The 13,881-nt window shown below is 63.8% G+C and carries 17 protein-coding genes; 6 read left to right on the top strand and 11 right to left on the bottom strand.

All coding sequences use genetic code 11. The features are described 5' to 3' along the window. Positions 1–143 precede the first annotated feature (143 nt). On the top strand, positions 144–371 hold the full coding sequence (locus tag FNB15_RS12530; protein ID WP_144069027.1) for a hypothetical protein: 228 nt from the start codon (positions 144–146) through the stop codon (positions 369–371). Between the two features lie 60 nt (positions 372–431). On the opposite strand, the gene FNB15_RS12525 is transcribed toward FNB15_RS12530, so the two are convergent. Together FNB15_RS12525 and FNB15_RS12520 are read right to left on the bottom strand one after the other, a co-directional pair. Continuing rightward, entirely contained in the window at positions 432–893 is a 462-nt protein-coding gene (locus tag FNB15_RS12525; protein ID WP_185973538.1) for a TfoX/Sxy family protein, read from the bottom strand. A 215-nt stretch (positions 894–1,108) separates the two neighbouring features. Next, complete coding sequence (locus FNB15_RS12520) at positions 1,109–1,786, bottom strand: GGDEF domain-containing protein (protein WP_221932641.1); 678 nt, start codon at positions 1,784–1,786, stop codon at positions 1,109–1,111. Between the two features lie 286 nt (positions 1,787–2,072). Here FNB15_RS12520 and purE point away from each other — a divergent pair, with 286 nt between their 5' ends. The 3 genes from purE to FNB15_RS12505 all read left to right on the top strand — a co-directional run bounded on the left by purE (position 2,073) and on the right by FNB15_RS12505 (position 4,134). Then, the gene (purE, locus tag FNB15_RS12515; protein ID WP_144069025.1) at positions 2,073–2,585 is read left to right on the top strand and encodes a 5-(carboxyamino)imidazole ribonucleotide mutase; all 513 of its coding nucleotides are present in this window, start codon (positions 2,073–2,075) and stop codon (positions 2,583–2,585) included. A gap of 35 nt (positions 2,586–2,620) precedes the next feature. Then, positions 2,621–3,688: a 5-(carboxyamino)imidazole ribonucleotide synthase gene (locus FNB15_RS12510; RefSeq protein ID WP_144069024.1), complete on the top strand. Its 1,068-nt coding sequence runs from the start codon at positions 2,621–2,623 to the stop codon at positions 3,686–3,688. Between the two features lie 92 nt (positions 3,689–3,780). After that, positions 3,781–4,134 carry a hypothetical protein gene (locus FNB15_RS12505; protein WP_144069023.1) on the top strand — a complete coding sequence of 118 codons (354 nt, stop codon included), beginning with the start codon at positions 3,781–3,783 and terminating at the stop codon, positions 4,132–4,134. 22 nt (positions 4,135–4,156) lie between these two features. Here FNB15_RS12505 and FNB15_RS12500 read toward each other — a convergent pair whose 3' ends face one another. Beyond that, positions 4,157–4,804 (bottom strand): COQ9 family protein, encoded by a 648-nt coding sequence (locus tag FNB15_RS12500; RefSeq protein WP_144069022.1) that lies wholly within the window; start codon positions 4,802–4,804, stop codon positions 4,157–4,159. Next, positions 4,801–5,334: a peptide deformylase gene (gene def, locus FNB15_RS12495; RefSeq protein WP_144069021.1), complete on the bottom strand. Its 534-nt coding sequence runs from the start codon at positions 5,332–5,334 to the stop codon at positions 4,801–4,803. The genes FNB15_RS12500 and def overlap by 4 nt, the downstream gene beginning before the upstream one ends. A gap of 201 nt (positions 5,335–5,535) precedes the next feature. On the opposite strand from def, the gene rpsU reads away from it, so the two are divergent. Both rpsU and FNB15_RS12485 read left to right on the top strand, forming a co-directional pair. After that, positions 5,536–5,742: a 30S ribosomal protein S21 gene (gene rpsU, locus FNB15_RS12490; RefSeq protein WP_144069020.1), complete on the top strand. Its 207-nt coding sequence runs from the start codon at positions 5,536–5,538 to the stop codon at positions 5,740–5,742. Positions 5,743–5,915: 173 nt separating this feature from the next. Then, positions 5,916–7,556 (top strand): sensor histidine kinase, encoded by a 1,641-nt coding sequence (locus tag FNB15_RS12485; RefSeq protein ID WP_185973537.1) that lies wholly within the window; start codon positions 5,916–5,918, stop codon positions 7,554–7,556. Positions 7,557–7,569: 13 nt separating this feature from the next. On the opposite strand, the gene FNB15_RS12480 is transcribed toward FNB15_RS12485, so the two are convergent. The 7 genes from FNB15_RS12480 to FNB15_RS12450 form a co-directional block, all read right to left on the bottom strand. Next, the gene (locus FNB15_RS12480; RefSeq protein WP_144069018.1) at positions 7,570–8,787 is read right to left on the bottom strand and encodes a cytochrome-c peroxidase; all 1,218 of its coding nucleotides are present in this window, start codon (positions 8,785–8,787) and stop codon (positions 7,570–7,572) included. Beyond that, positions 8,784–9,131: a hypothetical protein gene (locus FNB15_RS12475; protein WP_144069017.1), complete on the bottom strand. Its 348-nt coding sequence runs from the start codon at positions 9,129–9,131 to the stop codon at positions 8,784–8,786. The genes FNB15_RS12480 and FNB15_RS12475 overlap by 4 nt, the downstream gene beginning before the upstream one ends. A 59-nt stretch (positions 9,132–9,190) precedes the next feature. Next, complete coding sequence (locus tag FNB15_RS12470) at positions 9,191–10,030, bottom strand: amidohydrolase family protein (RefSeq protein WP_144069016.1); 840 nt, start codon at positions 10,028–10,030, stop codon at positions 9,191–9,193. Between the two features lie 224 nt (positions 10,031–10,254). Next, a complete protein-coding gene (locus tag FNB15_RS12465) occupies positions 10,255–11,367 on the bottom strand; it encodes a 5-methyltetrahydropteroyltriglutamate--homocysteine S-methyltransferase (protein ID WP_144069015.1) in 1,113 nt (370 codons plus the stop codon). Positions 11,368–11,392: 25 nt separating this feature from the next. Next, the gene (locus tag FNB15_RS12460; RefSeq protein WP_144069014.1) at positions 11,393–12,106 is read right to left on the bottom strand and encodes an ABC transporter ATP-binding protein; all 714 of its coding nucleotides are present in this window, start codon (positions 12,104–12,106) and stop codon (positions 11,393–11,395) included. Next, a complete protein-coding gene (locus FNB15_RS12455; protein WP_144069013.1) occupies positions 12,099–12,857 on the bottom strand; it encodes an ABC transporter ATP-binding protein in 759 nt (252 codons plus the stop codon). The genes FNB15_RS12460 and FNB15_RS12455 overlap by 8 nt, the downstream gene beginning before the upstream one ends. Further along, positions 12,854–13,879, bottom strand: a complete 1,026-nt coding sequence (locus FNB15_RS12450) for a branched-chain amino acid ABC transporter permease (protein WP_144069012.1) — start codon at positions 13,877–13,879, stop codon at positions 12,854–12,856. Before FNB15_RS12450 ends, FNB15_RS12455 begins: the two co-directional genes overlap by 4 nt. Positions 13,880–13,881 lie beyond the last annotated feature (2 nt).

The raw sequence follows: 13,881 nt of genomic DNA, 5'->3' as shown, positions 1-13,881 counted from the left end.
GGATTCGCCGAATCCCCCCGAATTTCAGGTCACAACCCGATCACAGGGGGTCACAGCCTTATCGGCGGCGCAGCATGACCGGCTCGGCTAGGGTCCTGTCATTGAGTCGTGAGGCTTAAAAAAGCAAAACAGGAGTCTCCATCATGGCTTTCCCCGGTTCGGCCTTCTTCCTCGTTCTCGCCGTCATGCAGTTCTTCATCGTCGCTGACGGCATGGTGACCTGGTTCCATATCGACTGGATCCTGGCCGCCAACTTCGCCGCGATGCTGAGCGGCCTGCCCCTCTTCATCATGTTCAAGCTGGCCCGCGAACGCCGCATCCGCGAGGAGCGGTTACAGCGTCGCGCCGCACAGCCGGTCGCCCGTTTCTAAGTCACCGAACGGCGCGCTGCGGGGCAACCCGCGGCAGCACCAGAGCCCGGCTGCGCGGTGTTATCGCGCCGGCCGGGCTTTTTTCTTGGCTACTGTTTTCCTGCTGGCTGTTTTCGGCGCGGTTTTCGTGTTGCGCGGTTTTGCCGTCTTCACGACCGCTGCCGTATTGGCGGATTTCTTCTTTGCAGGCTTCGCGGTCCGGCGCGCTGCGGCCAGCGCCTGATTCACCCAGTCGCGGAGGTCACCCGGATCGAGCAGCACGTCCTCGGGGACTTCATACCAGCGCTCGATCTTCCGCTGCGCGCTTTTACGGCTGTAGGTGAACGGCCCCATCCCGGCTTCGACAAAGCGCGGCCGGGTCTGATCATCGACGACGAAATACAGCGTGCCGCGCAGGATCACGCCAAACAGCTCGCCATCGATACGCAGGCCGCTGCCGCCGAACAGACGCTCACGCGTCACCGGGCCGACCCGGGCGACGGTGAAGCAATCCAGCACATAGGATGCAAAATCGTCGGCCATCTCGACTACCTTGAAACCATATTTATGTTCATTATATGTTCCCTTCATTCCAAAAGCAAGTCCGGCGGCAGATCGCCCACTTCCAGACCATCCTATTGGAAAGATTTTGTTTTCAGGAATTAAGCGGAAATAAGCAGCGAATAAGGATGAATAAGCCGCAGTTTAGACCCGATACGACCGGCTCAGACCAAACCTGCCGGCACTCCGCCCCAGAATTAACCGCGAGCCGTGCGCCGGGAGAGTTTGTGGCTGTACATCATCTGGTCGGCGGCGGCCAAAGCCGAGCCGGGATCTTCGCCGGGCTTGAGCGGATAGACGCCGTAGGCGGCATCCAGCGGCAGGCTCTTGCCTTCCCAGTGCAGCGGCCGGCGGCGGATCGCCTCGGCCAGGTGTTCGGCCTTCTCGCGGCCGATATGGGCGTCGGTCTCGCTGAGGATCACGCCATATTCGTCGCCGCCCAGCCGGGCGATCACGTCGAATTCACGTGTGTTGTCGAGCAGGATCTGGCCGACCTGGATCAGCGCGGCATCGCCGGCGGGATGACCGTGCTTGTCGTTGATGTCCTTCAGGCCGTTGAGATCGAAATAGATCAGACAGGACGGGCGTCCGTAGCGTTCGACATGCGCCATCGAACGGCTGAGTTCGCGCACGAAGGCGCGGCGGTTATACAGCGGCGTCAGCGTGTCGCGGTCGGCCAGGCGTTCGAGTTCGGCGAGGCGATGCCGCGTGCGGGTGAGTTCGTTGCGCAGCTGGTCGACCTCGCCCATCAGCCGCACGATGGCGTCGCGCACGCGCGGCGTCAGTTCAGGTTCGGGGATGCCCATCACGGTGGCGGTGGCGGCCGGATTGACCGTGGTGGCCGTAACGCCGCCGGCGCCCTGGCTGGGGGGCACGACAACAGGACGCGCCGTTCCGCCCGACCCGATAGGAGTCGTGGAACCCAGCCCGACCGGTCGACGGTCCTCTACCTTCACGCAGCCTCGCTTTCCAGGCTCTGCCGCCTGAAGCGGCACTCTGGGTTACTCATGCCGCAGGAAGCGTTAACAAAGCATGGATCGGCCGGGCATTCCACAGCGGCTGAAACCCTCCGATTCCAGCCTTTTACCCACACCCACGGTTCGGCTTTACAGCCCATGTCGGCTCCCTATAATCCGCCGCTTTCCGCTGCAGGAGTAACTCATGGCGCCGCGTAAAGGTCCGCTGGTCGGGATTATCATGGGCAGCCAGTCCGACTGGGCCACGATGGAACACGCCGCCGATGTGCTGGCCGAACTGAAGGTGCCGGCCGAGCATCGCATCGTGTCGGCGCATCGCACGCCACAGCGGCTGTATGATTATGCCCACGACGCGCATGAGCGCGGCATCCAGGTGATCATCGCCGGCGCCGGCGGCGCCGCGCATCTGCCGGGCATGGCGGCCGCGATGACCCATCTGCCGGTGCTGGGCGTGCCGGTGGAAAGCAAGGCACTCAAGGGCCTCGACTCGCTGCTCTCGATCCAGCAGATGCCGGGGGGGATTCCGGTCGGCGCACTCGCCGTCGGCAAGGCCGGCGCGATCAATGCCGGCTTGCTTGCTGCCGCGATTCTCGCGCTGAACGATCCGGCGCTGTCGAAGCGACTGCAGGCCTGGCGCGCCAAGCAGACCAAGGCGATCGCGCAGAAACCGGTTTCTGAGAAGAAGACCCGCAAGTGAGCACCCAAGGCAGTAATAGCCTGGCGCCGGGAAGCATGATCGGCATTCTCGGTGGCGGCCAGCTCGGCCGCATGCTGGCAATGGCTGCCAGCCGGCTCGGCTATCACTGCCATATCTTCGCGCCGGAAGCCGATCCGCCGGCCGCCGAAGTCGCCGCGAAATTCACCCGCGCCGACTATACCGATTCTGCGGCGATGGAAAAATTCGCACGCGACTGCGCGGTGGTGACCTACGAATTCGAGAACATTCCCTTCGATCCGGTGGCGCAGATCGCCAAGTTCGTGCCGGTACGGCCGGGCACGGAAGCCCTGCGCATCAGCCAGGACCGCCTGTTCGAAAAGCAGTTCTGCAATGATCGTGGCATCGCGACGGCGCCGTGGCGCAAAGTCGGCTCGATGGCCGATCTCATCGCTGCCATCGACGCACTCGGCCTGCCGCTGGTGCTCAAGACCTGCCGCATGGGGTATGACGGCAAGGGCCAGGTGAAGGTGACCGCGCGTGAAGACGCAGCCTCTGCTTTCGCGGCGCTGAAATCCGATCATCTCGTCGCCGAGGGCTTTGTCAGTTTCAAGCGCGAGTTGTCTGTCGTGCTGGCGCGCGGACTGGATGGCCGGATCGCCTCCTGGGGGCCGGTCGAGAATATTCACCGCAACCACATCCTGTGGCGCACCTATGCACCGGCGGTGATTGACCCGCCGCTGGCAGCCGAGGCTGAAAAGATCGCCGCCAGCCTGGCCGCGGGGCTGGACTATGTCGGCACGCTGGCGGTCGAACTGTTCGACTGCGGCGACAGGATTCTGGTCAACGAGATGGCGCCGCGGGTCCACAATTCGGGCCACTGGACCATGGACGCCGCCGTCACCTCGCAGTTCGAGCAGCATATCCGGGCGATCTGCGGCCTGAGTCTGGGCTCGGCCGACCGGCTCTGCGATGCCGTGATGGAGAACCTGATCGGCGACGAGATCGAGGCCTGGCCGGCCCTTCTGGCCGAGCCGAACGCCAAACTGCACCTTTACGGCAAGGCGGAAGCCCGCCCGGGGCGCAAAATGGGCCATGTCACCCGGCTTTACCCCTCTGGGCGCGCCCACAACCCTAAGTCATAATGCCGCACCGCCGTTCTCGGCTTGCGGTCGGGCGAGCCTTCGCTATAATACGGTTAATATTTGTTAACCATATCGTCGGTACGACTTAGACCATGTCGATCGAAAACATCAGTGCTGGCCTTTCCGGCGTTGCGAGGACGACCTCCCCGCAGCGGCCGGCGAAGAATGCCCTGATCAGCAACACCGACAATGCCGCTGTGCAGCAATATGCGCAGGTCAGCCGCTTTACCGGTTATCTGGCTGAGACGCCGGTCGAGCAGAGTGAGCCGCAGCAGTATCAGCAGTCGTCCTCGCAGCAGGGCGGCGGTTCGGGCCCGGGCTACGGCTCGTCCTCCTCGGACAATGGCGAGGCCACTGCCCCGCTGCTGAGCTACGGCCGCAATGGCAGCACGACGCCGGTGCAGAAGCCGGCCGTCGTCGGTCAGTTCCTCAGCGTCGTCGCCTGAGGCCTTCCTCGAAAATCTGAAATTACGCGCGCCGCAAATTGCGGAACGGGTTGGGTAGCCTGTCCACGAGCTTGGCAAGCTTGCCCTTGGCCTTCTCGATGCGCATCACATCGGCCAGCCGGCGATCGAGGAATGCCGACGTCCCAGCGAAATTCTCCGACTTGTCGTCCAGCCAGTGCAGCAGCGTGGCGCCATAGACGCCGGCCAGCAGCATGCGCTTGGTGTAGAAGTTGAAGTCGGTCGCGGTGTCGCCGGCGGCATACCAGATCGCATCGACGGTACGGTACAACTGGCGCAGCGCCAGCGGCGCATGCTGCGGCAGGGCTTCCAGTGCCAGCGCGCGGCGCACGGCTTCACGATGCGGCGCCGCCAGTTCCAGCCGGGTCATGACACCGAGCTTCACACGCTCGCGCACCTTCATGGCGGCCAGGTCGCGGCCTTCCAGCACGCGCAGCATGGCAGCGTCGGTCTCGCTCACCCAGAAATCCAGCACATCGGCAGCACCGCCGGGAAAGGCGCGCAGCACCACGCCGGTGTCGATGCCGGCATCGCGCGCGGCGAGATTGAGCGCCTTGGCGGTCCAGCCGTCGAACGGCACATGCGGCAGCAGTGCGTCCAGCAGGGCGCGTTTGTCGGCCAGGAGATGATCGCCCGAATGCTCTTGGGTCATTCTTCTTGCTCCTGTGGCGACAAGGCGGCGCGATGCCGCAACTCGCTCTCGAACACCAGATCCTTCAGATCGGTCATACGCTGCGGATACAGGATGCCGTCCAGATGGTCCAGTTCATGCTGCACCACGCGGGCATGCCAGCCGCCGACCTCGCGTTCCAGCCGGCCGCCATCGGGCAGCGTGCCCTCATAGCGGATCCGGGTGTAGCGCGGCACCAGCCCGCGCATGCCCGGCACCGACAGGCAGCCTTCCCAGGCCATGTCCTGTTCCTGCCCCACCGGCTCCCAACGCGGATTGACCAGCGTGACCAGTTCGCGCTGGCCGTCGCCCTCATCCGGGGTCAGGAAAACCGCGACCCGCAGCGGCACATGCACCTGCGGCGCTGCCAGGCCCTGGCCGGGCGCGTCGATCATGGTATCCACCATATCCTCGATCAGCTGCCGGATTTCCGGGGCTGTGGGATCGGCAACCGAGTCGGCCGGGCGGGCCAGAACCGGATGTCCCATCTTCGCGATCTTGAGAATTGCCATAATCCACAGCCTAGGCCAGAGTGCCGGCGCGGCCAAGTCGTCTGAATATACTTTATTCCCAATGACTTATATATAAAGCCGGATAGTGACCGGATATCCACAAAGCCGCTTCACAAAGCCCGGGCAGCGTGTTAGAACCCGCCACTCGTCGGAGCAGGGCTCCGCAAACGGATTTCTTTTGACTGAAAGGATGGAACCGACGTGCAGGTTCTGGTTCGTGACAACAATGTCGATCAGGCGCTGAAGGCGCTCAAGAAGAAGATGCAGCGCGAAGGCATTTTCCGCGAGATGAAGCTGCGTGGCCACTACGAGAAGCCCTCGGAGCGCCGCGCCCGCGAGAAGGCTGAAGCCATCCGTCGCGCCCGCAAGCTGGCCCGCAAGCGCGCTCAGCGCGAAGGTTCGATGTAATCATCGCCTTCGGGTTTATCGACTCGCGAATCAAGCCGCCGCAAGGCGGCTTTTTTCATGCCGGGGCGTTGTTCACGGATTGATGCGCCGTTCCGCCATTTTTTTCCGGCTGCTTAAGGTTTAGCTTGGTGGCGAGGGCAACAGGCAAGGATCTCGGCGGAATGCACCAGAATGTGCACCTCCTCCAGGGGCTGGACCAACTAGATCAGGGGATCAGCATCTTCGACGGCGCACTGCAGCTGATTGCCTGCAATCGCCGCTACCTCGACCTGCTGGATTTTCCCCACAGCTTCGGCACTCCTGGCACGCCGGTGGAAACCTTCTTCCGCTACAACGCGGAGCGCGGCGAATACGGCACCGGCGATATCGAGACCGTTGTGCGGGAGCGTCTGGCGCTCGTGCGTAAATTCCAGCCCCATCATTTCGAGCGCGCGCGACCGGACGGCACCATCCTGGAAGTGCGCGGTGCGCCGCTGCCGGATGGTGGCTGGGTTGCGGTTTATACCGACATCACCGAACGGCGGCGCAACGAACAGGCGCTGGTGCGCGTGCGCGAAGAACTTGAGATCGCCGTGCAGAACCGCACGGCAGAACTGCGCGACAAGAACCGCATGCTGGATGTGATTGTCGCCAATCTGGGCCATGGCATCTCACTGTTTGATATCGATCTGAACCTGCTGGTCTGCAACGAACGCTTCCTGCAGATGTACGACCTGCCGCCGGAGATGAGCCGGCCCGGCACGCCATTCGAAGCCTTCATGCGGCACAATGCCGAGCAGGGCGAATACGGTCCGGGCGACATCGAGGAGCTGGTGGCGGAACGCATCCGCCTGGCGCGACAGATGACGTCGCACCGTGTGCAACGCCGCCGTCCCAATGGCCGCGTCATCGAGATCATCGGCGAACCGGTGCCAGGCATCGGCTTCGTGACGTCTTATTCCGACATCACCGAATTGCGCCGCGTGCAGGATCAGCTGCGCGACCTGGCCGATACGCTGGAAGCGCGCGTGGACGAGCGTACCGTTGCGCTGACCAAATACATCGCTGAACGCGAGGCAACCGAGCGCGAGCTGTTGCACGCCAAGGAAATGGCGGAGGTGGCCAATCGCTCGAAAAGCGCCTTCCTGGCCAATATGAGCCATGAATTCCGCACACCGCTGAATGCCATCATCGGCTTCTCGGAATCGCTGCTGGCCGGCTATTTCGGATCCATGCCGCCCAAGCAGCTGGAATATGTCGACGATATCCGCAAGTCGGGCGAACATCTGCTGCAGCTGATCAACGACGTGCTGGATCTGGCCAAGGTGGAAGCCGGCCGCATGGAACCGCATATCGAAATGCTGCATCCGGGTCTGGTGATCGCCGACAGCCTGGAAATGATGCAGATGCAGGCCGATCGCGCCGGCGTAAACTTAAGCGCCGACATCCCCGACAGCCTGCCGGACCTGCAGGCCGACGAGCGCATGCTGCGACAGATGCTGCTGAACCTGCTGAGCAACGCAGTGAAGTTCACGCCGCGCGGCGGGCGCGCCTGGGTCGCCGCCACGGTGACCGATCGCATCCTGAAGATCGCGGTGCATGATACCGGTGTGGGCATGGCGCCGCAGGATATTCCCAAGGCGCTGGCGCCATTCGGGCAGGTGCGCGGCGTGCTGAGCCGCGAGCATCAGGGTACCGGCCTGGGCCTGCCGCTGGTGAAATCGCTGGCCGAACTGCATGGCGGCACGCTCGATCTGGCATCACAGCCCGGCAAGGGCACGGTGGCGACGATCAACCTGCCGCTACGCGATCCGATGCGGGTGCCCCAAGTTTAGTTAAAGCCTGGGTTTAGCGACAGCTTGCCGCTTCGCGGCGCAGACTGTCGTAGCGTGTCGCCGTATCGTCGGAGGCGCTGAGCGATTCCAGAAATGCCTGCAGATCGGCGATCTCGGCCTCTGTCAGATGCAGCGGCTTCAGGATCGCCTCGCCGTCGGAATGCAGGCGGTCTTCATCCAGATCGGAATAATGCAGGATCACGTCGCGCAGGCCCGGCTTGCTGCCATCGTGCATGTAGGGCGCGGTGGCCGGCAGGCTGCGCAAGCTCGGCACCTTGAACTCACCCCAGTTACGATGCTGCTGCGCCACGTGACGCACGGGAATGCTGGCCATGCCGCCCGGGTCGTCGTTGTAGCGGCCGAGCAGGTTGAAGGGATTGGCCTTGAGATGCGCGATGCCGCCATGGCGGCCGGGATCGACGCGACGTGGCGTACCGGGCTTGCGGTCCGGGTCATTGAGGAAGAAAACCAGTCCGGTGTCGTGGAACTCGCCATTGCTGAAATTCGCGCCGGTATGGCAGGTGCCGCACTGGCCGCGCCCGGTGAACAGCGCCAGGCCGCGCTGTGCCGATGCCGGATAACGCGCCATCCCTGCCCCGTCATTCGCGGCCAGCGCGTCACGGAAATCATCGAAGGCTGTGCGCGGCGAGCTCAGCGTTTCCTGGAAAGCGGCCAGCGCCTTGGCTGCCAGCACCAGCGCGGCCTCGTCGTCCATCGCGGCATACCCCGGCTCGACGCGGCGCGCGAGGCAGGCCAGCGGCGCATCCTCACTTAGCAGTTTCGCCGTCTTCGCCGCCGAGCCCCCCATCTCTGTGGCATTCACAATCGGGCGGATGCCATCGGCCCAGAGGCTGTCATTTGCGCCATCCCAGCCGAACCAGCGTTGCAGCCGGACATTCAGCAGGCCTGGCGCATTGCGGTCCTGCCGCCGCAGGCCCTCGCTGCGTGATTTCGCTTCGCTCCAGCCGCGCTCCGGCCGGTGGCAGGTCTGGCAGCTGATCGCGGCATTGCCTGACAGCCGCGGCTCGCCGAACAGCATCGCGCCGAGGCGGATGGCGTCTGCGTTGCCGGAGAAACGGTTGGTGCGATCTGTCGCCTCTGCCGGCGGCCAGGGACCATGGCGGAGAATGCGGCGGGTCTGCGTCTGATCAAAATCGACCGCCCAAGCTGAATCAGATTGGGCCGCAGCGGAGGCCAGCAGCAGCAATCCGGCGGCAGCCAGCACCTTCATTGTGCGTCGATGCGGAAGGTCAGCCGTTCGGGCTTGTCGGAGCCGGCAAAGTCGAAGACGAATTCCCACTCGCCCGACATATGCAGCAGCAGCCCCTCGGCGCGATAATGGCCCCAGTCGCGTTTGGTCAGGGTGGCCTTGTAGTTCATGCCGTGACGATGCGCCGGCATCCAGGCATCGACGGCCGTGAGCCGCGAGAGTTCAGCCATCCGGGCATCGCAGAGCCGGATCTCCAGGGCGAACGGCGCGCTCAGCGGGACCGGCGCGGGCTCAGGCATCACGACGAGGCGGAAATGTGAACCCTGCACCTGCCGCGCATGGGCCGGCAGATCCGTGCAGGCCATGGCAGGTGCCGCCGCAAGGAAGATCGCGGCTGTCGCGAAAGAGACGCGTAGCCTCAGACTCAACGATCCACCTTGTAGCTGGTGCGCGCGAATAGCGCCTCGGCATTCCTGTAGGCAATCTTTTCGGCGAGCGGACGCGGCAGGCTGGCGAGCCAGGCGCGCGACCATTTCGCATGCTCTTCGATATAGTGCCAACGCTCGGGCGTGAAGGTGTCTGTGCCGACCATGAAGCGGTCGGGGAATTCCTCGAACAGCTTGCGCCATTCTGATTCGACCCTCCCGTCGGAGGCATGATCGCTGCGGAAGGCGAGATCGGCCCAGAGATTGGGATAGCGCTTCAGCATGTCGCGCACCGCATCGGGCCGGTCGAAGCCGGAATGCGCCCAGAGCACGATGGCATCGGGGTCGTGCACGAACAGGCGCTGCACGGCGGCGGCGTCGCTATGGGCATGCAGGAACAGCTTGTGCTGTTTGGCCAGCGCCACCATGCGTTTGGGCACAGGCAGATCCGCATCGGCGCCATAGAGATGGAATTCGCCGATCCCGACATAACGGTATTTCGCCAGCCGGGCCTCCAGATGCGTGATGATGCTGTCGTCGCGCACCCAGCTGCTCAGCTCGCCGCGCCGGCGATAGGGTCGAAGCTCGGGCACGATGAGATCAGGCGCTGCCTCATACAGCTTCTGGGTGCCGTCGTCGCTCGAGCTGGAGACCAGCACCTTGCGCAGGTTGCTCTTGCGCAGGATCGCGATGGCGTCAGCGGTCGGCAGATAGTCCCAGGCGTCGTGACTGTAATGCAGGTGGGCGTCGATCAGCGGCAGCACGTCAGCGGGCGCCGGCTGGGCCTGCACAGGGGCAGCAAGCAGGATAGCGGCGAGGAACAGGGTAGGTCGAATCATGGCGGGCTCCGGTTATGCGAAGTTTACGCCAGAAACCGGCGGCCGGCATCGTCACAATGACGAGATTTTCAAACTCGAGCCGTCACCCTCGGGCTTGCCCCGAGGGTCCATCCGCCGGTTCGGTCAGGTCATGACCAAGCCGAGAGGGAAATGGATCCCCGGGACAAGCCCGGGGATGACGATTGTTACTTGAACGGTTGTTACTTGAGGAGACAGGCGGCCGGTCAGTTCTTCCCCCAGACCTCTTCCGCCACTTCCACGATCATGCGCAGCTTGGCCCACTGCTCCTCGTCGGCCAGCACGTTGCCTTCCTCGGTTGAGGCAAAGCCGCATTGCGGACTGAGGCAGAGCTGGTCGAGGTCGGCGAATTTGGCAGCCTGCTCCAGCCGGCGCTTGATATTGTCCTTCGACTCCAGCTGGCCGGTCTTGGACGTCACCAGACCAAGGATAACAGTCTTGTCGCCCTTGGGCAGATGGCGCAGCGGCTCGAAGCCGCCCGAGCGCTCGTTGTCGTATTCCATGAAGTAGCCGTCGACCTTGATGGTATCGAGCAAGGTCTTGGCGACCGGCTCGTAGCCGCCCTTGGAAATGAAGGTGGAGCGGAAATTGCCGCGGCAGAGATGCATGGAGATCACCATGTCACCCGGCCGGTCGGCGATCGCCGTGTTGATCATCTGCGCATACTTCTCCGGCAGGCTGTCCGGATCATCGCCGCGCTGGCGCGACAGTTCGCGCTGCTCGGGGTCGCAGAGATAGGCGAGATTCGTCTCGTCCAGCTGCAGGTAGCGGCAGCCGGCAGTGGCGAAATCCTGCACGGCCTTTTTGTAGGCCTGGCCGAGATCGTTAAAGAAATCATCCAGGTTCGGGTAGATGTCCTTCGGGATCGCATTCCGGCCGCTGCGGAAATGCAGCACACTGGGCGACGGGATGGTCATCTTCGGCGTGCGGCTGGTATGCGCCTTCAGAAACCGGAAGTGGTCGACCATCGGATGACCGGAATAGCCGATCTTGCCCTTCACCTTCACGCCTTCGGCGCGGGTCTGCACACCGGAGAACTGGATGCCCTGTTCGGCATGCGTGTAATACTCGACGCCATCGAGGAAGCCGAGGAAGTCGAAATGCCACCACGAGCGGCGGAATTCGCCGTCGGTGATGCTCTGCAGGCCGACATCTTCCTGCTGCTTGATCACGCGCTTGATCGCCTCGTCTTCCACAGCCTTCAGTTGGGCTGCATCGATCTTGCCGTCCTTCTTCTGGGCGCGGGCTTCTTTCAGCACCTGCGGGCGGAGCAGGCTGCCGACATGGTCGGCGCGGAACGGCGGCTTCTTGCGTTGCATGGTTTTCACTCCCTCACTTTGATGATCAATGGCTGTCGTCGGATACGGCGAGCCAGGCTTCGATTTTCGACGGGTCTTCCACCAGGCTGGCGCTATCGGCGGCGTGCACGATGCGGCCACGCTCCAGCACCACCACGCGATCGGTGATCGGCAGCAGCTTGCGGGCATTCTGTTCCACGATGATGGCCGACAGCCCTTCATCCCGGGTGATGCGACGGAGTGCCGCCAGCAGTTCCTCGACGATGATCGGCGCCAGGCCTTCCAGCGGTTCGTCCAGCAGCATCAGGCGCGGGTTGAGCATCAGCGCACGGCCGACCGCCAGCATCTGCTGCTCGCCGCCCGACAGCTGGTTGCCCATGTTGCGGCGGCGCTCGGCCAGACGTGGAAACATCTCGAAGACGCGGGCCACGTCCCAGGGACCGGGGCGGGCCACGGCGGTGAGGTTTTCCTCGACCGTCAGAGACTTGAAGATATTGCGCTCCTGCGGCACCCAGCCGATGCCGGCGACTGCACGGCGATCAGAGCGGAAACCGGTAATATCGGCGCCATTCAGGCCGATCCTGCCGCTGCGATAGCGCGTGGCGCCGACCAGCGTGTTGATCAGCGTGGTCTTGCCGGCGCCGTTGCGGCCCAGCAGCGCCAGCGACTGGCCGGCGGCGAGCGAGAAGCTGACGCCGTCCAGCACGATGGCCTCGCCATAGCCGGCGCGCAGATCGGTCACGGTCAGAAGGTCAGACATTGACCACCTCCTCACCGAGATAGACCTTCTTCACCCGCTCGTCGCGCGCGATCTCGGCAGCAGGTCCCTCCATGAAAAGTCCGCCGTTGACCAGCACGGAAATGGTTTTGGCGAAGCGGAAGACCAGCTGCATGTCATGCTCGATCAGCAGCAGTGTGACCGAGTCAGGCAGCGCCGCGATCACATCTAGGATCTGGTGGCGCTCGGTTTCCGGCACGCCGGCGGCGGGCTCATCCAGCAGCAGCACGGCCGGTCTGGCCGCCAGCGCGACGGCGATTTCCAGCAGGCGCTGCTTGCCATAGGCGATGGTTTCGGTGCGCTGGTCGCGCACATCGGTCAGGGTGAGCTGCCGCAGCAGGGCTTCGGCCTCATCGACGATATCGCTGCGGCTGCCGACCGGGCGCCACCAGCCGGTGGCGGCGCCTTCCCGTTCCGAGATCGCCAGCACGATATGCTGCAGCGGCGTCAGCTCGGCGAACAGCTGGTTGATCTGGAAGGTACGCGCCAGGCCGCGTTTCACGCGCTGGTGCGACGGCAGGCTCGTGATGTCCTCGCCCTTGAGCAGGATGCGGCCTGAGGTTGGCTGCAGCACGCCGGTCAGCAGGTTGACCAATGTGGTCTTGCCGGCGCCATTGGGCCCGATCAGGGCATGGCGCGCGCCGGCCGGCAGTTTGAAGCTGACATCATTGGTCGCAACGAGGCCACCGAAGGCCTTGCTTAGATTCTGCGTTTCCAGAACGGCAGCGGTCATGGCACGCCGCCCTGCTTCAGGCGATGCGCCAGCCAGTCGCGCGCCACCTGCACGAAGCCGAGAATGCCGCCCTTGCCGAACAGCACGATCAGCACCAGCACGAGGCCGAGCCAGAACTGCCAGTATTGCGGCGTGATGGCGGCCAGATAGTCGTACATGAACTTGAAGGCGATCGAGCCGATCACGGCGCCCCAGAGATGGCCGCTGCCGCCCAGTACCAGGATCAGCAGGGCGTCGGCCGAACGGTGGAAATCCAGCACGTCGAGCGAGACGAACTGCGAAGTCTGTGCCAGCAGCGCACCGGCAATGCCGGCATAGATCGCGGCAATCGTGTAGATCTGCACCAGACGCCGGTTGGTCGGCACGCCCATCGCGCCGGTGCGTAAAGAGTTGCCCTTGATGGCACGCAGCAGCAGCCCATAGGGCGAATTGACCAGACGCCGCGCGACATAGAACAGCACGAACAGCACGGCGAGGCTGTAGGCGTAGGCGGTCTTGCCAAAGATGTCGAATTCGAACAGGCCGAGCACCGGGCCGATCACCACGCCGGTCAGGCCGTCGGCGCCGCCGGTGATGTTGCTGAACTTGTTGGCCAGTTCGCGCAGGATCAGCGCCACGCCCAGCGTCACCATCAGCTTGGTAAGATCCGAGCCGCGCAGCAGCAGGAAGCTGGTGACAAAGCCGAGCAGACCCGAAACAGCGCCCGCGACCAGCAGACCGGCAATCGGATCGGTGAAGCCATGCTTGCCCAGCAGGCCGGCGACATAGGCGCCAAGGCCGAGAAAGGCGCCATGACCAAGAGAAACAATACCGGCATAGCCGAGAATGAGATCGAGCGAGAGCACGAACAGCGCCAGAATGGCGATCTCGTTCAGCAGCAGCACCTTGCTGGGCGCGAGCCAGAGCAGCGAGGCTGCCACCAGCCAGAACAGGATTTCGAGCGGCCTCCAGCGCGCTGGCGCCAGCAATGTGCCGGTCGCCGTGGCGGTGTCAGGCCTGAAATAAGACGAGAGCAAGGACATCC

The sequence above is a fragment of the Ferrovibrio terrae genome, from assembly GCF_007197755.1.
Lineage (GTDB): Bacteria > Pseudomonadota > Alphaproteobacteria > Ferrovibrionales > Ferrovibrionaceae > Ferrovibrio > Ferrovibrio terrae.
The sequence above is the reverse complement of the archived record's forward strand: the minus strand, read 5'-3'. Positions and strand labels throughout refer to the sequence as shown.

What these genes read in the sequence shown, in the direction of transcription:
- FNB15_RS12470 (WP_144069016.1), bottom strand. Translation starts at nt 10,030, where the DNA reads ATGATTCGACCTACCCTGTTCCTCGCCGCTATCCTGCTTGCTGCCCCT.
- FNB15_RS12525 (WP_185973538.1), bottom strand. Translation starts at nt 893, where the DNA reads ATGGCCGACGATTTTGCATCCTATGTGCTGGATTGCTTCACCGTCGCC.
- def (WP_144069021.1), bottom strand. Translation starts at nt 5,334, where the DNA reads ATGGCAATTCTCAAGATCGCGAAGATGGGACATCCGGTTCTGGCCCGC.
- FNB15_RS12475 (WP_144069017.1), bottom strand. Translation starts at nt 9,131, where the DNA reads ATGGCCTGCACGGATCTGCCGGCCCATGCGCGGCAGGTGCAGGGTTCA.
- FNB15_RS12465 (WP_144069015.1), bottom strand. Translation starts at nt 11,367, where the DNA reads ATGCAACGCAAGAAGCCGCCGTTCCGCGCCGACCATGTCGGCAGCCTG.
- FNB15_RS12460 (WP_144069014.1), bottom strand. Translation starts at nt 12,106, where the DNA reads ATGTCTGACCTTCTGACCGTGACCGATCTGCGCGCCGGCTATGGCGAG.
- FNB15_RS12510 (WP_144069024.1), top strand. Translation starts at nt 2,621, where the DNA reads ATGATCGGCATTCTCGGTGGCGGCCAGCTCGGCCGCATGCTGGCAATG.
- FNB15_RS12500 (WP_144069022.1), bottom strand. Translation starts at nt 4,804, where the DNA reads ATGACCCAAGAGCATTCGGGCGATCATCTCCTGGCCGACAAACGCGCC.
- purE (WP_144069025.1), top strand. Translation starts at nt 2,073, where the DNA reads ATGGCGCCGCGTAAAGGTCCGCTGGTCGGGATTATCATGGGCAGCCAG.
- FNB15_RS12450 (WP_144069012.1), bottom strand. Translation starts at nt 13,879, where the DNA reads ATGTCCTTGCTCTCGTCTTATTTCAGGCCTGACACCGCCACGGCGACC.
- FNB15_RS12530 (WP_144069027.1), top strand. Translation starts at nt 144, where the DNA reads ATGGCTTTCCCCGGTTCGGCCTTCTTCCTCGTTCTCGCCGTCATGCAG.
- FNB15_RS12455 (WP_144069013.1), bottom strand. Translation starts at nt 12,857, where the DNA reads ATGACCGCTGCCGTTCTGGAAACGCAGAATCTAAGCAAGGCCTTCGGT.
- FNB15_RS12480 (WP_144069018.1), bottom strand. Translation starts at nt 8,787, where the DNA reads ATGAAGGTGCTGGCTGCCGCCGGATTGCTGCTGCTGGCCTCCGCTGCG.
- FNB15_RS12505 (WP_144069023.1), top strand. Translation starts at nt 3,781, where the DNA reads ATGTCGATCGAAAACATCAGTGCTGGCCTTTCCGGCGTTGCGAGGACG.